The organism is Bradyrhizobium brasilense (assembly GCF_029714345.1).
GTDB classification, from domain to species: domain Bacteria; phylum Pseudomonadota; class Alphaproteobacteria; order Rhizobiales; family Xanthobacteraceae; genus Bradyrhizobium; species Bradyrhizobium australafricanum.
The window spans coordinates 5525623-5539573 of record NZ_CP121669.1 but is presented as its reverse complement, the minus strand read 5'-3'; the positions used below and the strand labels follow the sequence as shown (position 1 = coordinate 5539573).

General features: G+C 63.6%; 12 protein-coding genes. 9 read left to right on the top strand and 3 right to left on the bottom strand.

The window, feature by feature from the left end:
• Positions 1–5 precede the first annotated feature (5 nt).
• Positions 6–893: an alpha/beta hydrolase family protein gene (locus QA635_RS26160; protein WP_283062215.1), complete on the bottom strand. Its 888-nt coding sequence runs from the start codon at positions 891–893 to the stop codon at positions 6–8.
• Between the two features lie 163 nt (positions 894–1056).
• On the opposite strand from QA635_RS26160, the gene QA635_RS26155 reads away from it, so the two are divergent.
• The 3 genes from QA635_RS26155 (at position 1057) to QA635_RS26145 (ending at position 6208) form a co-directional block, all read left to right on the top strand.
• Positions 1057–2751, top strand: a complete 1695-nt coding sequence (locus tag QA635_RS26155; protein WP_283062214.1) for a SulP family inorganic anion transporter — start codon at positions 1057–1059, stop codon at positions 2749–2751.
• Between the two features lie 180 nt (positions 2752–2931).
• Positions 2932–5682: a decarboxylase gene (locus tag QA635_RS26150; RefSeq protein ID WP_283062212.1), complete on the top strand. Its 2751-nt coding sequence runs from the start codon at positions 2932–2934 to the stop codon at positions 5680–5682.
• Positions 5683–5773: 91 nt separating this feature from the next.
• Complete coding sequence (locus QA635_RS26145) at positions 5774–6208, top strand: hypothetical protein (protein ID WP_283071813.1); 435 nt, start codon at positions 5774–5776, stop codon at positions 6206–6208.
• A 41-nt stretch (positions 6209–6249) separates the two neighbouring features.
• Here the strand turns inward: QA635_RS26145 and ppk2 are convergent, their stop codons facing one another.
• Both ppk2 and QA635_RS26135 read right to left on the bottom strand, forming a co-directional pair.
• Positions 6250–7050, bottom strand: a complete 801-nt coding sequence (gene ppk2, locus QA635_RS26140; RefSeq protein ID WP_283062210.1) for a polyphosphate kinase 2 — start codon at positions 7048–7050, stop codon at positions 6250–6252.
• A 23-nt stretch (positions 7051–7073) separates the two neighbouring features.
• Positions 7074–7529, bottom strand: coding sequence for a hypothetical protein (locus QA635_RS26135; RefSeq protein ID WP_283062208.1), 456 nt, complete (start codon positions 7527–7529; stop codon positions 7074–7076).
• Between the two features lie 156 nt (positions 7530–7685).
• Between QA635_RS26135 and QA635_RS26130 the strand changes: the two genes are divergently transcribed.
• From QA635_RS26130 to QA635_RS26105, 6 genes are all read left to right on the top strand, one after another.
• A complete protein-coding gene (locus QA635_RS26130) occupies positions 7686–8123 on the top strand; it encodes a hypothetical protein (protein WP_283062206.1) in 438 nt (145 codons plus the stop codon).
• Positions 8116–9348, top strand: a complete 1233-nt coding sequence (locus QA635_RS26125; RefSeq protein WP_283062203.1) for an HlyD family secretion protein — start codon at positions 8116–8118, stop codon at positions 9346–9348. Before QA635_RS26130 ends, QA635_RS26125 begins: the two co-directional genes overlap by 8 nt.
• Before the next feature lie 23 nt (positions 9349–9371).
• Positions 9372–9785, top strand: a complete 414-nt coding sequence (locus QA635_RS26120) for a hypothetical protein (protein ID WP_283062202.1) — start codon at positions 9372–9374, stop codon at positions 9783–9785.
• A gap of 91 nt (positions 9786–9876) precedes the next feature.
• The gene (locus tag QA635_RS26115; protein WP_283062200.1) at positions 9877–11187 is read left to right on the top strand and encodes a TAXI family TRAP transporter solute-binding subunit; all 1311 of its coding nucleotides are present in this window, start codon (positions 9877–9879) and stop codon (positions 11185–11187) included.
• A gap of 98 nt (positions 11188–11285) precedes the next feature.
• Positions 11286–12998 (top strand): DUF3300 domain-containing protein, encoded by a 1713-nt coding sequence (locus QA635_RS26110; RefSeq protein WP_283062198.1) that lies wholly within the window; start codon positions 11286–11288, stop codon positions 12996–12998.
• Positions 12995–13927 carry a DUF2950 domain-containing protein gene (locus tag QA635_RS26105; protein WP_283062196.1) on the top strand — a complete coding sequence of 311 codons (933 nt, stop codon included), beginning with the start codon at positions 12995–12997 and terminating at the stop codon, positions 13925–13927. Before QA635_RS26110 ends, QA635_RS26105 begins: the two co-directional genes overlap by 4 nt.
• The last annotated feature ends 24 nt before the right edge of the window (positions 13928–13951 follow it).

The following is a 13951-nucleotide window of genomic DNA, read 5'->3' as shown; positions in this document are numbered from 1 at the left end:
GCCGCCTAGCGGACCTTGTCGAGAAATCGTTCGACCAAAGGCGACCATGTGGGAATGGAATCGGGAGAGCCGATCAGGAAATGCCCTTCGTCGCCGAACGGCGGCAAAAGATGGTACTCGGCACGACCGCCGGCGCGCGTGAGGGCCTCGTGCATTCGCTTCGACAGGGCCGGGCCGAAGAATGTGTCGTTCTCAATGTAGAACCACAGCATCGGCACCCGCGATGTATGGCCAAACTTGCCGGTGGCCTCGACCAGTCTGTCGGGGCCGCAATTATTGTTGGGTTTGCCATCGACACGGCCGCCGCGGCCTGCCGCGAAGGTGATGATGGCCTTGACCTGCGGCGGGTTGAGGCTCGATAACGCGATCGCAGCCCAGCCGCCGGCCGACTGTCCGACGACGATGACGTCCTTCGGCAAGGTGCGCTTTTCGGCGGCCATGTAATCGATGATCCAGAGATCGACCTGCGCGACGGCGAGGCCCGCATCGAGGAAATTCGGATTGGTGCATTTGCCGATCTTCGAGAAGAACGGGCCATAAAGACCGCGTTCGGGAATATCGATGGCCGCCGCGCCATAGCCGGTCCCCACCGGTGCCACCACGAGATAGCCGCGCCGTGCGAACCACATTGCGGCATCGCGAAATTCGACCAGCGGGAAGAAGCTGCGATCCCTGGCATTCAGTGACACGCCGTGGTTCATGATGACCAGTGGGAAAGGGCCATCGCCGAGCGGACGGACCAGATAAGCGAACATGGGCAGCGGGGTCGGCAACGCCCAGATCTCTTCCTGGATGCGCTGGGATGTGGCTTGGTCCTCCGCGCGCGCCGGAGCGATCAGGCCAAGCAACAGCAGCGCTGCGGTTGCGAGGGTCCGTAAGCGGTGCTGACGCATGCCATGCGCTCCGGCAGTCATCTGGCAAATCTGCAGGTCACGGCGATCGAGCCGCGCAAGATCAGAAGCACATTGAGGACTGCGAAGCTTGATCTGAATCAACGCGCATCGGGCCCGCCGGCGCAACCACATGCGACCATTGTGGCGTCATACGGCGGGCTTGATGTCGATCCAGGTAGAGACGAGTCGGATGCGCTGGTTTCCGGCGGCGAACTGGCTCGCCGACTACCGCGCATCCTGGCTTGGGGCGGACGCAATCGCCGGGGTCACGCTGGCGGCCTACGCGATTCCGGTGTCGCTGGCCTATGCCGGGCTCGCGGGTCTGCCGCCGCAGATCGGCGTCTATGGCTATCTGCTCGGCGGCGTGGGCTACGCCCTGCTGGGCTCGTCCCGGCAGCTCGCGGTCGGACCCACGTCGGCGATCTCGCTGATGATCGCCGGCGCCGTCGGCATACTGGCCGGCGGCGACGCCACGCGTTACGGGCAGATTGCCAGTCTCGTGGCCTTCAGCGTCGCAGTGCTCTGCCTGATTGCCTGGCTGTTCAAGCTCAGTCTGCTGGTGCGGTTGATCAGCGACAGTATTCTGGTGGGCTTCAAGGCCGGAGCGGGGCTCACCATCATCATGAGCCAGCTGCCCAGCCTGTTCGGCGTCGCTGGAGGCGGCCACAACTTCTTCGACCGCGTGATCAAGCTTGCCGGCCAGCTCGGCGATACCAGGCCGCTGGTGCTCGGCTTCGGTGTGACTGCGACGGTGCTGCTCCTGCTCGGCGAGAAGAGACTGCCCGGAAAGCCCATCGGGTTGGCGGTGGTCGCGCTCTCGATCCTGATGGTCTCCACGCTCGGGCTCGCGCAAATGGGACTGCCGGTGACCGGGCCGATCCCGACCGGGGTGCCGACGATGTCGCTCCCGACATTTGGTCTGCTCGAATTTGACGATCTCTTTCCGATCGCTGCCGGATGCCTCGTGCTGGCCTATGTGGAAGGGGTGTCTGCCGCGCGCAGCTTTGCGGCAAAGCACGGCTACCCGCTGGATGTCAGGCAGGAGTTTCTGGGACTCGGCGCGGCCAATCTCGCCGCAGCCTTCGGGCATGGCTATCCCGTCGCCGGCGGGTTGTCGCAGTCGGCCGTGAATGACGCCGCCGGCGCACGCACGCCGCTGGCGCTGGTGTTCTGTTCGGCAACCCTCGCGCTCTGCCTGCTGTTCTTCACGGGCCTCTTGACCAATCTGCCGAAGACCGTGCTTGCCGCGATCGTTTTCTCAGCCGTCTACAAATTGGTCGATATTGCGGCGCTCGCCAGAATGTGGCGGATCAGCCGGATCGATTTCTATGCCGCTATCATCGCGCTGGTGTCCGTGCTGTTCCTCGGGATATTGCAGGGCGTGTTGCTGGCGGCCGTCGCCTCGATCTTCCTGCTGCTGTTGCGGGCTTCCCAGCCCAATATCGCGTTTCTGGGCCGTCAAGCCGGCAGCGGGCGCTATTCCGACCGGGCGCGACACGATGACGTCGAGCCCCTGACCGGGATCATCGCGTTCCGCCCGGAGACCTCGCTGCTTTATGTAAACGCCGAGACGATCTTGGAAACGGTGCTGGCGGCGCTTCGGACGTCGCCCGACGTCAAGCTGGTGGCTTGTGACCTGTCGGCCTCGCCGTTCATCGACCTTGCGGGCTCGCGCATGCTGCATGACCTTCACCAGGAGCTCGCATCGCGCCAGATCACATTCTGCATTGTGGGCGCGCACGCGCAGTTGCGGGATCTGCTTCGGGCCGATGGTCTTGCCGACAAGACCGATAGCGGCGACTGGACGCGTACGCTCGACAGCGTATTGAGCAACAGAAAGCCGCAGGCAAGCGACTAGCGTGCGCGGCGGTGCGGACTGCTGCGACATTCCAGCCTTGTTGCGTCGCAAGACGTCGCGATCACGCTTGGGGGCTGTCTCAATCCGGCTTGCAGCTTGACTTGGATCAAAGGGCGCAATGGGCCCGGTTTGTACGATTGGACAGAACCAGCGCTGAGATCACGAGATCGGGAGACACCCATGGCCAACGACGCGAAGCCGGCACAGCAGCGTATCGACCAGTTCTTCTCCGGGCCCGGCGGACGGGCCGACAATTGGCGCGATCTGGTTGAGGCGGCGAAGACGTGGAGCAGGGGCGGCGACCGTGCGGCGTACGACGCGGCGCTGTCGGCGCTTGCGGTGACGGAGGAGTTTCACGGTTATCCGGGCCTTCGTTTGATGGCGGCGCTGAAGGAAGCCGCGGCGGCCGGCGACGCCGCCACCTCGCATATGCTTGCGACGCGGATCGCGCAGGCACTTCAGACAAAATCCTTCCGCCAGCATGCAGGTGACTGGAGCACGCAGGACGAGGGCAATGGCGACGTTCCCGATCTGCTTCCGCCAACTCTCGGACAATCGGCGGCGCGCCGTCCTTACTTCGAGACCCTGATCGTGACCGGGGTGCCAGCCAGCAACTGGCCCGGGCTCCTGGCTGAATGGCGCAAGCTGCGGCGTCCGGTCGACGCCTTCATCTATGAGCCCGTGGTCGTGGGCAACCTCGAGGACGCCTTCTGCGCGGCAATGCTGAACCCCAATATTGCGGCGGTGGTGATCAATGAAGGCTTCGGGCTGCGCTCGCGCCACGATGCGCCGGTGCTTCGCGCCATGACCGGCGCCATGGGGCTCAGCGACGAGTCCGATGCGTCCGCGCTACGGTTGGCCCATATCCTGAAGCGGGTCCGTCCCGAGCTTGACCTCTACCTCATGTCCAACCGCGACGTCGAGGAGTTGGCCGGCAATCCCGAAGCCGATGTGGTGCGCCGGGTGTTCTACTCGGTCGAGGATATCCTCGAACTGCACCTTTCAATTCTGGAGGGCGTGCAGGATCGCTTCGACACGCCGTTCTTCGACAATCTGAAGAAATATGCGCAGCGGCCGATCGGCACCTTCCACGCGCTGCCGATCGCGCGCGGCAAGTCCGTGTTCAAGTCGGACTGGATCCGCGACATGGGCGAATTCTACGGGCTGAACCTGTTCCTTGCCGAAAGCAGCGCGACCACCGGCGGCCTCGACAGCATGCTGGAGCCGACCGGCAACATCAAGAAGGCGCAGGAGAAGGCCGCGCGCGCGCTCGGCGCCGACCGCGTCTACTTCGTGACCAACGGCACCTCGACGTCCAACAAGATGGCGGTGCAGGCGCTGCTGGGTCCCGGCGACATCGCAATCGTCGACCGCAATTGCCACAAGTCGCACCATTACGGCATGGTGCTCGCGGGCGCACAGCCGCTCTACGTCGAGGCATTCCCGATGACGGAATACTCGATGTATGGCGCGGTGCCGCTGCAGACGATCAAGCAGGCGCTTCTGAACGCGAAGGCGGACGGCCGGCTCGACCGGGTCAAGCTGATCGACCTGACCAATTGCACCTTCGACGGCCACATCTACAACACGCGGCGGGTGATGGAGGAATGCCTCGCGATCAAGCCTGACCTGATCTTCCTCTGGGACGAGGCCTGGTTCGGCTTCGCGCGGTTTTCGCCGTTCCTGAGGCGGCGAACCGCGATGGGTGCGGCGAACGAGATCGAAGCCTGGATGCGCGATCCCAAGTCGGTCGCCGCCTATGAGAAGCAGCAGGCCGAGTTCGGCAAGAATCCGTCCGACGAGGTTCTGCTCAAGACCAGGCTGATCCCCGATCCGCGCCAGATCCGGCTGCGCGTCTACCAGACCAACTCGACGCACAAGTCGATGTCGGCGATCCGCCAGGGCTCGATGCTGGCGGTCAAGGACATCGAATTTCACACCGTCGAAGCGCAGTTCAAGGAGGCCGTATTCACGCACGCCTCGACCAGCCCGAACCAGCAGCTGATCGCGAGCCTCGATGTCTCGCGCCGGCAGATGGAGCTCGAGGGCTATGGACTGGTGGCCAATGCCATGGAGATCGCGTTCGCCATCCGCAACGCGGTCAACACCAATCCGTTGATTTCGAGATATTTCCGCGTTCTCGGCGCGGATGCCATGGTGCCGAAGCAATACCGCCAGAGCGGCTTCACCGACTATCTGGCGGCCGGGACCAATTGGGCAAGCGCCCTGAAGAGCCTGAACGACGATGAGTTCTGCCTCGATCCGACCCGCATGACGCTGGTCTGCGGCACCGCCGGGTACGACGGAACGTCGTTCAAGGGGCTGCTCGCCAGCCGCTACAACATCCAGGTCAACAAGACCTCGCGCAACTCGGTCCTGATCCAGTCCAACATCAACAATACCCGAAGCGACGTCGCGCATCTCGTCCGGGTGTTGGCCGAAATCTCCGGCGAAATCGATCGCGGCCTGGCCAAGGGCGGCGCGAACGCCAGGGTCGACTTCGACATGCGGGTCACCAGCCTGATGAAGGACGTCCCCGATCTGCCGAACTTCTCGCATTTCCACGACGCCTATCGCGGCGATGCCGGCGCGAAGACGAATGAGGGCGACATCCGCGGCGGGTTCTATTCGGCCTACGACGCCGCAGGATGCGAATATATTCGCCTGAACGATCCCGAGATCGACAGGCGCCTGAAGAACGGGCCCGCTCTCGTCTCCGCCAACTTCGTGATTCCCTATCCGCCGGGCTTCCCGATCATGGTCCCTGGCCAGGTCATCACGCAGGAGACCATCGATTTCATGCGCAAGCTGGACGTGAAGGAGATCCATGGCTACGACGCGGCCGAGGGCTTGAAGCTCGTGACGACCGAGGCACTGGCCAGGATGGGCAAGCCGCGAGCGGCCGCGCCGAAGTTCAAGGCTGCATCATAGACGAAGGAGAGTCCGCAAGGCGTCTTCGCATTCTTGCGGCGATGAGTCTTGCGCAACAAGTCGTAACGCAACCGGTTCCTGGAGGGACATGATGAGGAAAGTGAGTTTGATCGGAGTTCTTGCTACGCTGGCGGTTGGATTGGCCGGCTTCAGCACGCCGTCACTGGCTGAGACCGGCTCGGTCGCCGTCATCTTCACCAAGGGTGGATTCATCGTTGGTGTCGGAGGCGGCGAGGGCGTATTGACGCTGCGCGGCAAGCACTATCCGTTCACGGTATCGGGCATGAGCGTCGGCTTCACGATCGGCGCTTCGACCACCAAGCTGGTCGGGCGTGCCCTCAATCTCAGAGGGCCCGCCTCGATCGAAGGCTCCTACAGTGCCGCAGGCGCCGGTGGGGCGATCGCCGCGGGCGCCGGCGGCGTGCAACTGCAGAACGCCAATGGCGTGATCCTGCAGCTCAGCGGTCCGAAGGTCGGCGCCGAAGTCTCGGCCGCCGTGGGTGGGGTTTCCATCCGCTTGAAGTAGGTCCGGAGTAGTCCAGGCCGCGCACGGCGCGGCCTGGAGCTTTAGTAGCGTTCCTCGACGAATTTCATTCCGCGCAGTCCGGTCTGATCATTGTAGCGACCCTTGCTGGAGCGCTTGGGGAGCTTGACCTTGTCGCGCTTGACCCGTCCGTGAGGGATTGTCTTCAGCAGGAACGAGATGCAGTTCAGCCGCGCCCGCCGCTTGTCGTCGGAACGGATGACGTTCCAGGGCGCGTGCTTCGAGCTCGTCGCCTTGAACATCAGATCGCGCGCACGGGAGTAATCATACCAGCGGCGGTAAGATTCCGTGTCCATCGGGCTCAGCTTCCACTGCCGCAGCGGATCGTCGATCCGCGCCCTGAAGCGGCGCTCCTGCTCGTCCATCCCGACCTCGAGCCACAGCTTGATCAGGATGATGCCGCCCTCGATGATGTATTGCTCCATCTGCGGGCAGAGCGAGAGAAACCGCTTGTGCTCCGCCGGCGAGCAGAACCCCATCACATATTCGACGCCTGCGCGATTGTACCAGCTGCGATCGAAGATCACGATCTCGCCGGCCGCCGGAAACTGCTGCATATAGCGCTGGATAAAAAGTTGAGACTTTTCACGATCCGAGGGCGCGGGCAGGGCGACCACGCGAAACACGCGCGGGCTGACCTTCTCGGTCAAGGCCTTGATCGTTCCGCCCTTGCCGGCCGCATCGCGTCCCTCGAACAGGATGATGACCCTGAGATTGTTCGCTTTCACCCATTCCTGGAGATGGCAGAGCTGGATCTGCAGCTTGTTCAGTTCTTCCTCATAGTCCTTGCGCTTCATCTTCCCAGCGGGCTTGTCTTTCGCCATGGATATCCGTCCATCGTTTTCAACTAGTCGCCCCAGGAAATGACGATTCCGATGTCGCCGGGCATGCCGCCGGGGTAATCGACGATCTGATAGCGGATGCGATAGCCGCGCGGCTGCAGGTAGTCAGCCCAAAGCTGGTATATTTCCTTAGGGATACCCGTCAGCGTCTTCTCCCAGCCGGACTCCATCTGATTGATGGCTCGCCCCTTGTCGGTGCACAGCGTATTGGGAAAGCGATAGACCTGTACTTCGCTCAACCCGTTGCGCACCGCCCGCTGAATCACCGTCGACGCCAGCTTGACCTTCTCGTCCTCGCTAAGCCCGGAGGGCTTGCTCAGCCGCTCGATCAACGCGCGCTTCTCGGCCTCGATAGCGGCCGCACGCTTGGCATCCTCCCCGGCTTTCTCCGCTTCCTTCAGCGCTGCCTGCTTCTGGATCTCGTGTGCCTTGGGGATCAGATCATCGATCTTGTCTCGCATGGCTGGGGACTCCTAAGCCCGATCTTCCACCTTGCCCCCGGAACGGTAGAGATGAGCCGACCGGCTTCCTTGATCCAGATCAAGCAAGCGCGATAGGATCGTCAGCAGTGTCGATCAAGATTCGCTTGCGGTGTTATTGCGACCGGGAGACTTGGCTTGAGCGAGCAGATGCATCCGGCGGCCCCCCATCATTTGCCGTTTTTCATTCCCGGCGCCGACGGGTCGGACACCCTGATGGTGGTGATGGGCATTTTCCTCGTAGCCACCGTCTTGTGGGTTGGCACTCTGTACTGGAAGCTGCACAGCCTGCCGGAGCGCATGGCGCACAAGAGCCAGAAGCTTCAGTTTGAGATCGTCGCCGTCCTCGGCCTGATATCGCTTTTCACCCACATGCATATCTTCTGGGTCGCCGGCCTGTTGCTGGCACTCATCGACCTGCCGGATTTCGGCACGCCGATGCGCAGCATCGCCGATTCCGTCGAGCGCATCGCAGACGCCACGCCGGGCGCTGCCGAACCGGAAGCCGAGTCCGTACCTGGCGGCAGTCCCGAAGTCCGGACGGCCGCGAAGCAAGAGGTGCACAACCATGCTTGAGCTGATGATCTGCTCGCTGGTGACGATCCTGCCGGATTACCTCTACCGCCGCTATCGGCAAGGCAAGCGGTTCGGCAAGGAGATCACGTTCTTCTCTGTCTGGTACGAACTGAGATGGGGAATTACCGGCTGCCTGATGCTCACGATCTCGCTGATCACGATGATCTTCTACTTTCATCCCTCGACAACCTCCGCAGCGATCTACTTCAGGACCGTGCCGATCCTGCCCGAAGGCTCCGGCCGTGTCGTCGAGGTCAATGTCGACTTCACCGCGCCGGTGAAGAAGGGTGACGTTCTGTTCCGGCTCGACAGTTCGAAGCAGGAGGCCGCGCTCGAGACCGCCAAGCGAAAGATCGCCGAGGTCGATGCGTCTTTGATCGCGGCGCAGGCCGACGTCGTCAAGGCGGACGCTCAGATCGGGGAGGCGAAAGCTTCCTTGCAGCAGGCCAAGGACGAGCTGGACGTGAAGAGCGAGTTGCAGCGCCGCAATCCCGGCATTGTGCCGCAACGTGACATCGAGAAACTGCAGGTGCTGGTTGATCAGCGGCAGTCCGGCGTCGATGCCGCCAGCGCCGTCAAGGAATCGGCGACGCTACGGGTCTCCACGCTGCTGCCGGCCGAGAAGGCGAGCGCCGAGGCCGCGCGGGCGCAGGCGCAGGTGGATCTCGACAAGACTTTCGTCCGTGCCGGCGTCGACGGCCGCGTCGAACAATTCCTGGTTCGCCCCGGGGACCTCGTCGCCCAGATCATGCGGCCGGCCGGAATCCTGATACCGGACGAGGCGGGCCGCAACAGATTGCAGGCGGGATTCGGGCAGATCGAGGCCCAGGTGATGAAGCCCGGCATGGTCGCGGAAGCCACCTGTATGTCGAAACCCTGGGTGATCATTCCGCTGGTCGTCACCAGCGTGCAGGATTTCATCGCCGCCGGCCAGTTTCGGGCCAGCGAGCTGTTGATCGACCCGCAGAACCTGCAAAAGCCAGGTTCGATCCTCGTGTTCCTGGAGCCGCTTTACAAGGGCGGCCTTGATGGCGTGACACCGGGCAGCACTTGCATCGTCAATGCCTACACCAGCAATCATGACGTGATTGACGATCCGAAAACCGGCACGTTGAAAGGCTTTGCCCTGCACGCCGTCGACGCGACTGCACTCGTTCATGCCTTGCTGCTTCGGATCCAGGCTCTGCTGCTGCCGATCAAGACGCTGGTGTTAAGCGGTCACTGACGGGCGCGAACAGGGAGACAGATATGAAACCGGACTGTAAGTTTCGCGCCATCGTGGTGACGGGCATGATCTTCGGATTGCCGGGTTACGCGCACGCTTTCGATCTCACGGGCGCCTGGGCCACGAGCGCCGAGCAATGCCGAAAGGTGTTCGCCCACAAGGGCAGGGCGAACCAGCTGACCTTCACGAACTTCTCTGGCGTCTATGGCGGCGGATTCATCGCCGAGCCCGATCGCCTGCGGGGCAAGTTCGAGAACTGCAAGATCAAATCGCGCAAGGACGACGGCCAGAACATCAACATCATCGTCGGCTGCGCATCCGGAATCATGGTATCGAATGTGCAGTTCTTCCTTAAGGCCGTCGACGACGATACGATCACGCGCCAGTTCCCGGGCATCGAGGGGATGGAGGTCAACTATCATCGTTGCAAGATCTAGAGGCGTCCGCTCCCCGCGCTGGCTCAGCGCCGCCGGACCGTTGTCGGCTGACGCCGGACCGATTGGGTAGCGTGTCGTGGATCCCAGCAGGTTGCCGAGGTCATTGCGCATCGCCCTGGTGGCCGGCCTCGTCCTTTTGGTTGGGGGCGCAGGCTTGCTGGCCTATCGCTGGTACGAGCAGCCGACGACCTTGACGATCGCCGTCGGGTCGCTGGACGGCGAGGCCGGGAGGCTGGTCTCGGCGATCGCGGGAAAGTTCGCCCAGTCGAAAGCGCCAGTCCGGCTCAGCCTGGTCCAGACGCCGGGACCGCTCGAGTCCGCAAAGGCATTCGCGTCCGGAAAGGTGGACCTTGCGGTCGTCCGTGGAGACGTCGGCGATCTCTCGCAGGCCCAGGCCGTCATCGTGTTGGCCCACGCCACCGTCCTGTTGGTCGCGCCGCCCGGCGCTGCGATATCTGACGTGGGGGAGCTGAAACGCGCCGCGATCGGTGTGATCGGCGCCGAAGCCAATCAGAAGCTGATCAAGGTGCTGACCGACGAATACGATCTGACGCGCGCGGGCGTGACGTTCAAGCCGCTCGCCCCCGCGGACGCGCGCCGGGCGCTCGACACCAAGGAAGTACGGGCGATTCTGCTCGTCATACCTTTGACCGAAAAGTATCTTTCGCAGCTGCGCAATGTCTTCTCGCGCACCACGCGAGCCGGCCCGGTGATGATCGCCATCGAGTCCGCCGGAGCCATCGCCGAAAAAGAGCGCGCCTATGAAAGCTTCGACGTGCCGAAGGGGACCCTGCGCGGCTCGCCGCCTGTTCCTGCCGACGACCTGACGACGCTGCAGACGTCGTTCTATCTGGTGGCGCAGAAGAAGCTCGGGAATGACCTGATCGGCGACCTGACGCAGTCGATCATGAATGCGCGACGGGATTTGCTTGCCGAGCTGCCGGCACTCTCCCAGATCGCTACGCCCGATACCGACGCAGGCGCCTACATCCCGGTGCATCCGGGGGCGGCGGCGGTCTATGAGGGGACCAGGGAGAGTTTTCTCGACCAGTGGGGCAATGCGATCTTCCTGGCGCCGATGATCGCCGGTGGACTGGCGTCCGTGCTTGCGGCCGCGTGGAAATTCCTCCGACCGGTCGAGACACCGAGCCGCGAGGAGGCGCTCGACACGCTTTACGCGCTGGGGCCTCGGGTCCGGGCGGCCGGGCGTGAGTCGGAGCTGGCAGAGATCGAGCACGAAATCGACCAGCTGCTGCGAACGCAGCGCGACCAGCCGGTCGCGGACGACAAGGCCGAGCGCGCCGTCACGGCGGTGAACGTTGCGGCCCATCGGCTCGAGAACCTGATTCACGATCGCCGCATCCACCTTGCGTCGCGACAGCCGGATCAAGTCGAAAGCTGAACCGAAAGCTGAACGGAAGGGCATTTCCTTGATCTTGATCAAGGAGGGGACGGGACCGTGGCCGATGCTGTTGACCGTTGGTGTCGATGGAGGTCGCGATGTTTCGTTGGGGCAAGACTCTGCTGGCGGTTTTGCTGGTGTCGGTGACGTCCGTTGCCGCATTCGCGCAGACTGCCGACAAGCCGCCGGCCCAGACCAGCCAGCCGGCCGCGGCGACGACGACGCAGCCTGCCGATCAGCTCCTGAAGCCGGAACAGCTGGAAGCCCTGGTGGCGCCGATCGCGCTTTACCCGGACTCGCTACTCGCCAACGTGCTGGCGGCGTCGACCTATCCGCTCGAGGTCGTGCAGGCCGATCGCTGGCTCAAGGAGCGGAAGAGCCTGAAAGGGGATGCCCTGAAGGCCGAGGTCGACAAGCAGGCCTGGGATGACAGCGTGAAGGCGCTCGCAAGCACCGCCGACGTGCTCGCGATGATGAGCGACAAGATCGATTGGACGAAGAATCTGGGCGATGCCGTGCTGGCGCAGCAGCCCGACGTCATGGATGCGATCCAGCGGCTGCGCAGCAAGGCGCAGGCCAACAACAAGCTGGTGACGACCAAGCAGCAGAAGGTCAGCGTCCAGACCCAGGAGAGCAAGCAGGTCATCGTCATCGAGCAGACCGATCCGAACACCGTCTACGTGCCCTATTACGATCCCGCGACGGTCTATGGCGCGTGGCCCTATGCAGACTATCCGCCGTATTATTTCGGCTATCCGTCCTATATCGGCGCCGGGGTGATCGCGGCAGGTCTTGCCTTCGGCGCCGGATGGGCGATCGGACGCTGGGGTAATTATTGGGGCGGCGGCTTCAACTGGGGCAATCGCAACGTCTATGTGAACAATTTCAACCGGGTCAACAATATCGGGAACAGCTGGCAGCATAATCCGGCGCATCGCCAGGGCGTCCGCTACAACAACAGCAACGTCCAGCAGCGCTTCGGCGGCAACGCCAATCGGGCCGGTGCCGGCGATCGGATGGATTTTCGCGGCCGCGATGGTCAGCAGGTTCTCAAGCCGGGCGGCGATCGCCCGGGCGCAGATCGCGCCGGTGACCGGGCAGGAGATCGCGGAGATCGCGCCGGAGATCGTGCGGGAGATCGGGCTGGAGACCGTGGAGGCGACCGCGGCGGAGACCGTGCGGGCGATCGCGGCAAAGGCGGTGACCGTGCCGGTGCCGCCGATCGCGCCAAGGGCGGCGACCGCGCCGGTGCCGGCAACAAGGCCAAGGGCGGCGGCGATCGCGCCAAGGCCGCCAGCCGCGGCAATGCCGGTAACCGCGCAGCTGCGGCGAATCGTGGCGGTGGCAGTCGCGGTGGCGCCATGAACGTATCGTCCGGACGGGCAGCTGCGGCGGCATCGGCGCGCGGGCGATCGAGTATGGCCAGCATGCCGCGCGGCGGCGGCGGCGCAAGTTTTGCCGGCCGTGGCGGGGGCGGAGGCGGCTTCCGCGGTGGTGGCGGAGGTGGCGGCTTCCGCGGCGGCGGTGGCGGTGGACGACGCTCCGACATCGCGCTCAAGCACGATATCGAACTGCTTGGACATCTCGCCAACGGCCTCGGCTACTATCGCTTCAGCTATCTCGGTAGCAGCAAAGCCTATGTCGGCGTGATGGCGCAGGAGGTCGAGCAGGTCATGCCGGCGGCGGTGACGCGCGGTGCCGACGGCTATCTCAGGGTCTATTACGACAAGCTCGGACTCAAGTTCCGCAGCTACAACGATTGGCTTGCCGCCGGCGCGAAGATTCCATCCCCGTCGGAGGCATCACGATGACAGGCCCCTCATACTCGCGACTGGATCGTATTGCCTCCATCGGCGTGGCCACGGCAACAGCACTCGCCTTGCTGCTGACTCCGGCGCGCGCGCAGCAAGGCTTCCCCAATCCGGAAGACGCGGCGTCCGCCTTGGCAACCGCCGTCAAGACCGGCACCAGCCGGGCCATGCTGAAGGTGCTGGGCCGCGATGCCGCCGATATCATCGAGTCGGGCGACGACGTCGCCGACGCCAATGCGCGAGAGAGCTTTCTTTCTGCCTACGACGCTAAGCATTCGATCAAGGCTGACGGCAACAAGAAAGCCACCTTGATTCTGGGGAGGGACGATTTCCCGTTCCCGATCCCGCTCGTCAACAACAATGACGGCTGGAGTTTCGACGCCGCCGCGGGACGTCGCGAAATCCTCTACCGCAGGATCGGCCGCAACGAGCTGGCCGCGATCCAGACCTCTCTTGCCTATGTCGACGCACAGAACGAATACGCAGAGAAGGATCGCGGCGAGGGTGTGGGCGCCTATGCCCAGCGCATCGTCAGCAGGCCGGGCAAGACGGACGGGCTGTTCTGGCGCGACGACAAGGATCCAAGCCCGCTCGGCGAACTGGCGGCCCAGGCCGCCGCGGAAGGCTACAAGGTCGGCGAGCAGAGCATGCCGTACCACGGCTACTACTATCGGATCCTGAAGGCACAGGGCTCCGACGCCCCGGGCGGCGCGCTGAACTATGTCGTGAAGGGCAAGATGATCGGTGGATTCGCGCTGGTCGCCTATCCCGCCGAGTACGGCAATTCCGGCGTCATGACCTTCCTGGTCAACCACGCAGGCACGGTCTACCAAAAGGATCTCGGCTCACGCACCGATTTCCTCGCCAAGCGCATGATCGCTTTCGATCCGGACCAGACCTGGAAGAAAGTGGATCCGACAAATCCCTGAGCGAGGAGGGGGCTTCAGTGACGC

Bases quoted from the DNA above. Each gene is read 5' to 3' on its own strand.
- QA635_RS26120 (WP_283062202.1), top strand. From the start codon at position 9,372: ATGAAACCGGACTGTAAGTTTCGCGCCATCGTGGTGACGGGCATGATC.
- QA635_RS26135 (WP_283062208.1), bottom strand. From the start codon at position 7,529: ATGCGAGACAAGATCGATGATCTGATCCCCAAGGCACACGAGATCCAG.
- QA635_RS26105 (WP_283062196.1), top strand. From the start codon at position 12,995: ATGACAGGCCCCTCATACTCGCGACTGGATCGTATTGCCTCCATCGGC.
- QA635_RS26145 (WP_283071813.1), top strand. From the start codon at position 5,774: ATGAGGAAAGTGAGTTTGATCGGAGTTCTTGCTACGCTGGCGGTTGGA.
- QA635_RS26110 (WP_283062198.1), top strand. From the start codon at position 11,286: ATGTTTCGTTGGGGCAAGACTCTGCTGGCGGTTTTGCTGGTGTCGGTG.
- QA635_RS26125 (WP_283062203.1), top strand. From the start codon at position 8,116: ATGCTTGAGCTGATGATCTGCTCGCTGGTGACGATCCTGCCGGATTAC.
- ppk2 (WP_283062210.1), bottom strand. From the start codon at position 7,050: ATGGCGAAAGACAAGCCCGCTGGGAAGATGAAGCGCAAGGACTATGAG.
- QA635_RS26160 (WP_283062215.1), bottom strand. From the start codon at position 893: ATGCGTCAGCACCGCTTACGGACCCTCGCAACCGCAGCGCTGCTGTTG.
- QA635_RS26150 (WP_283062212.1), top strand. From the start codon at position 2,932: ATGGCCAACGACGCGAAGCCGGCACAGCAGCGTATCGACCAGTTCTTC.
- QA635_RS26155 (WP_283062214.1), top strand. From the start codon at position 1,057: ATGTCGATCCAGGTAGAGACGAGTCGGATGCGCTGGTTTCCGGCGGCG.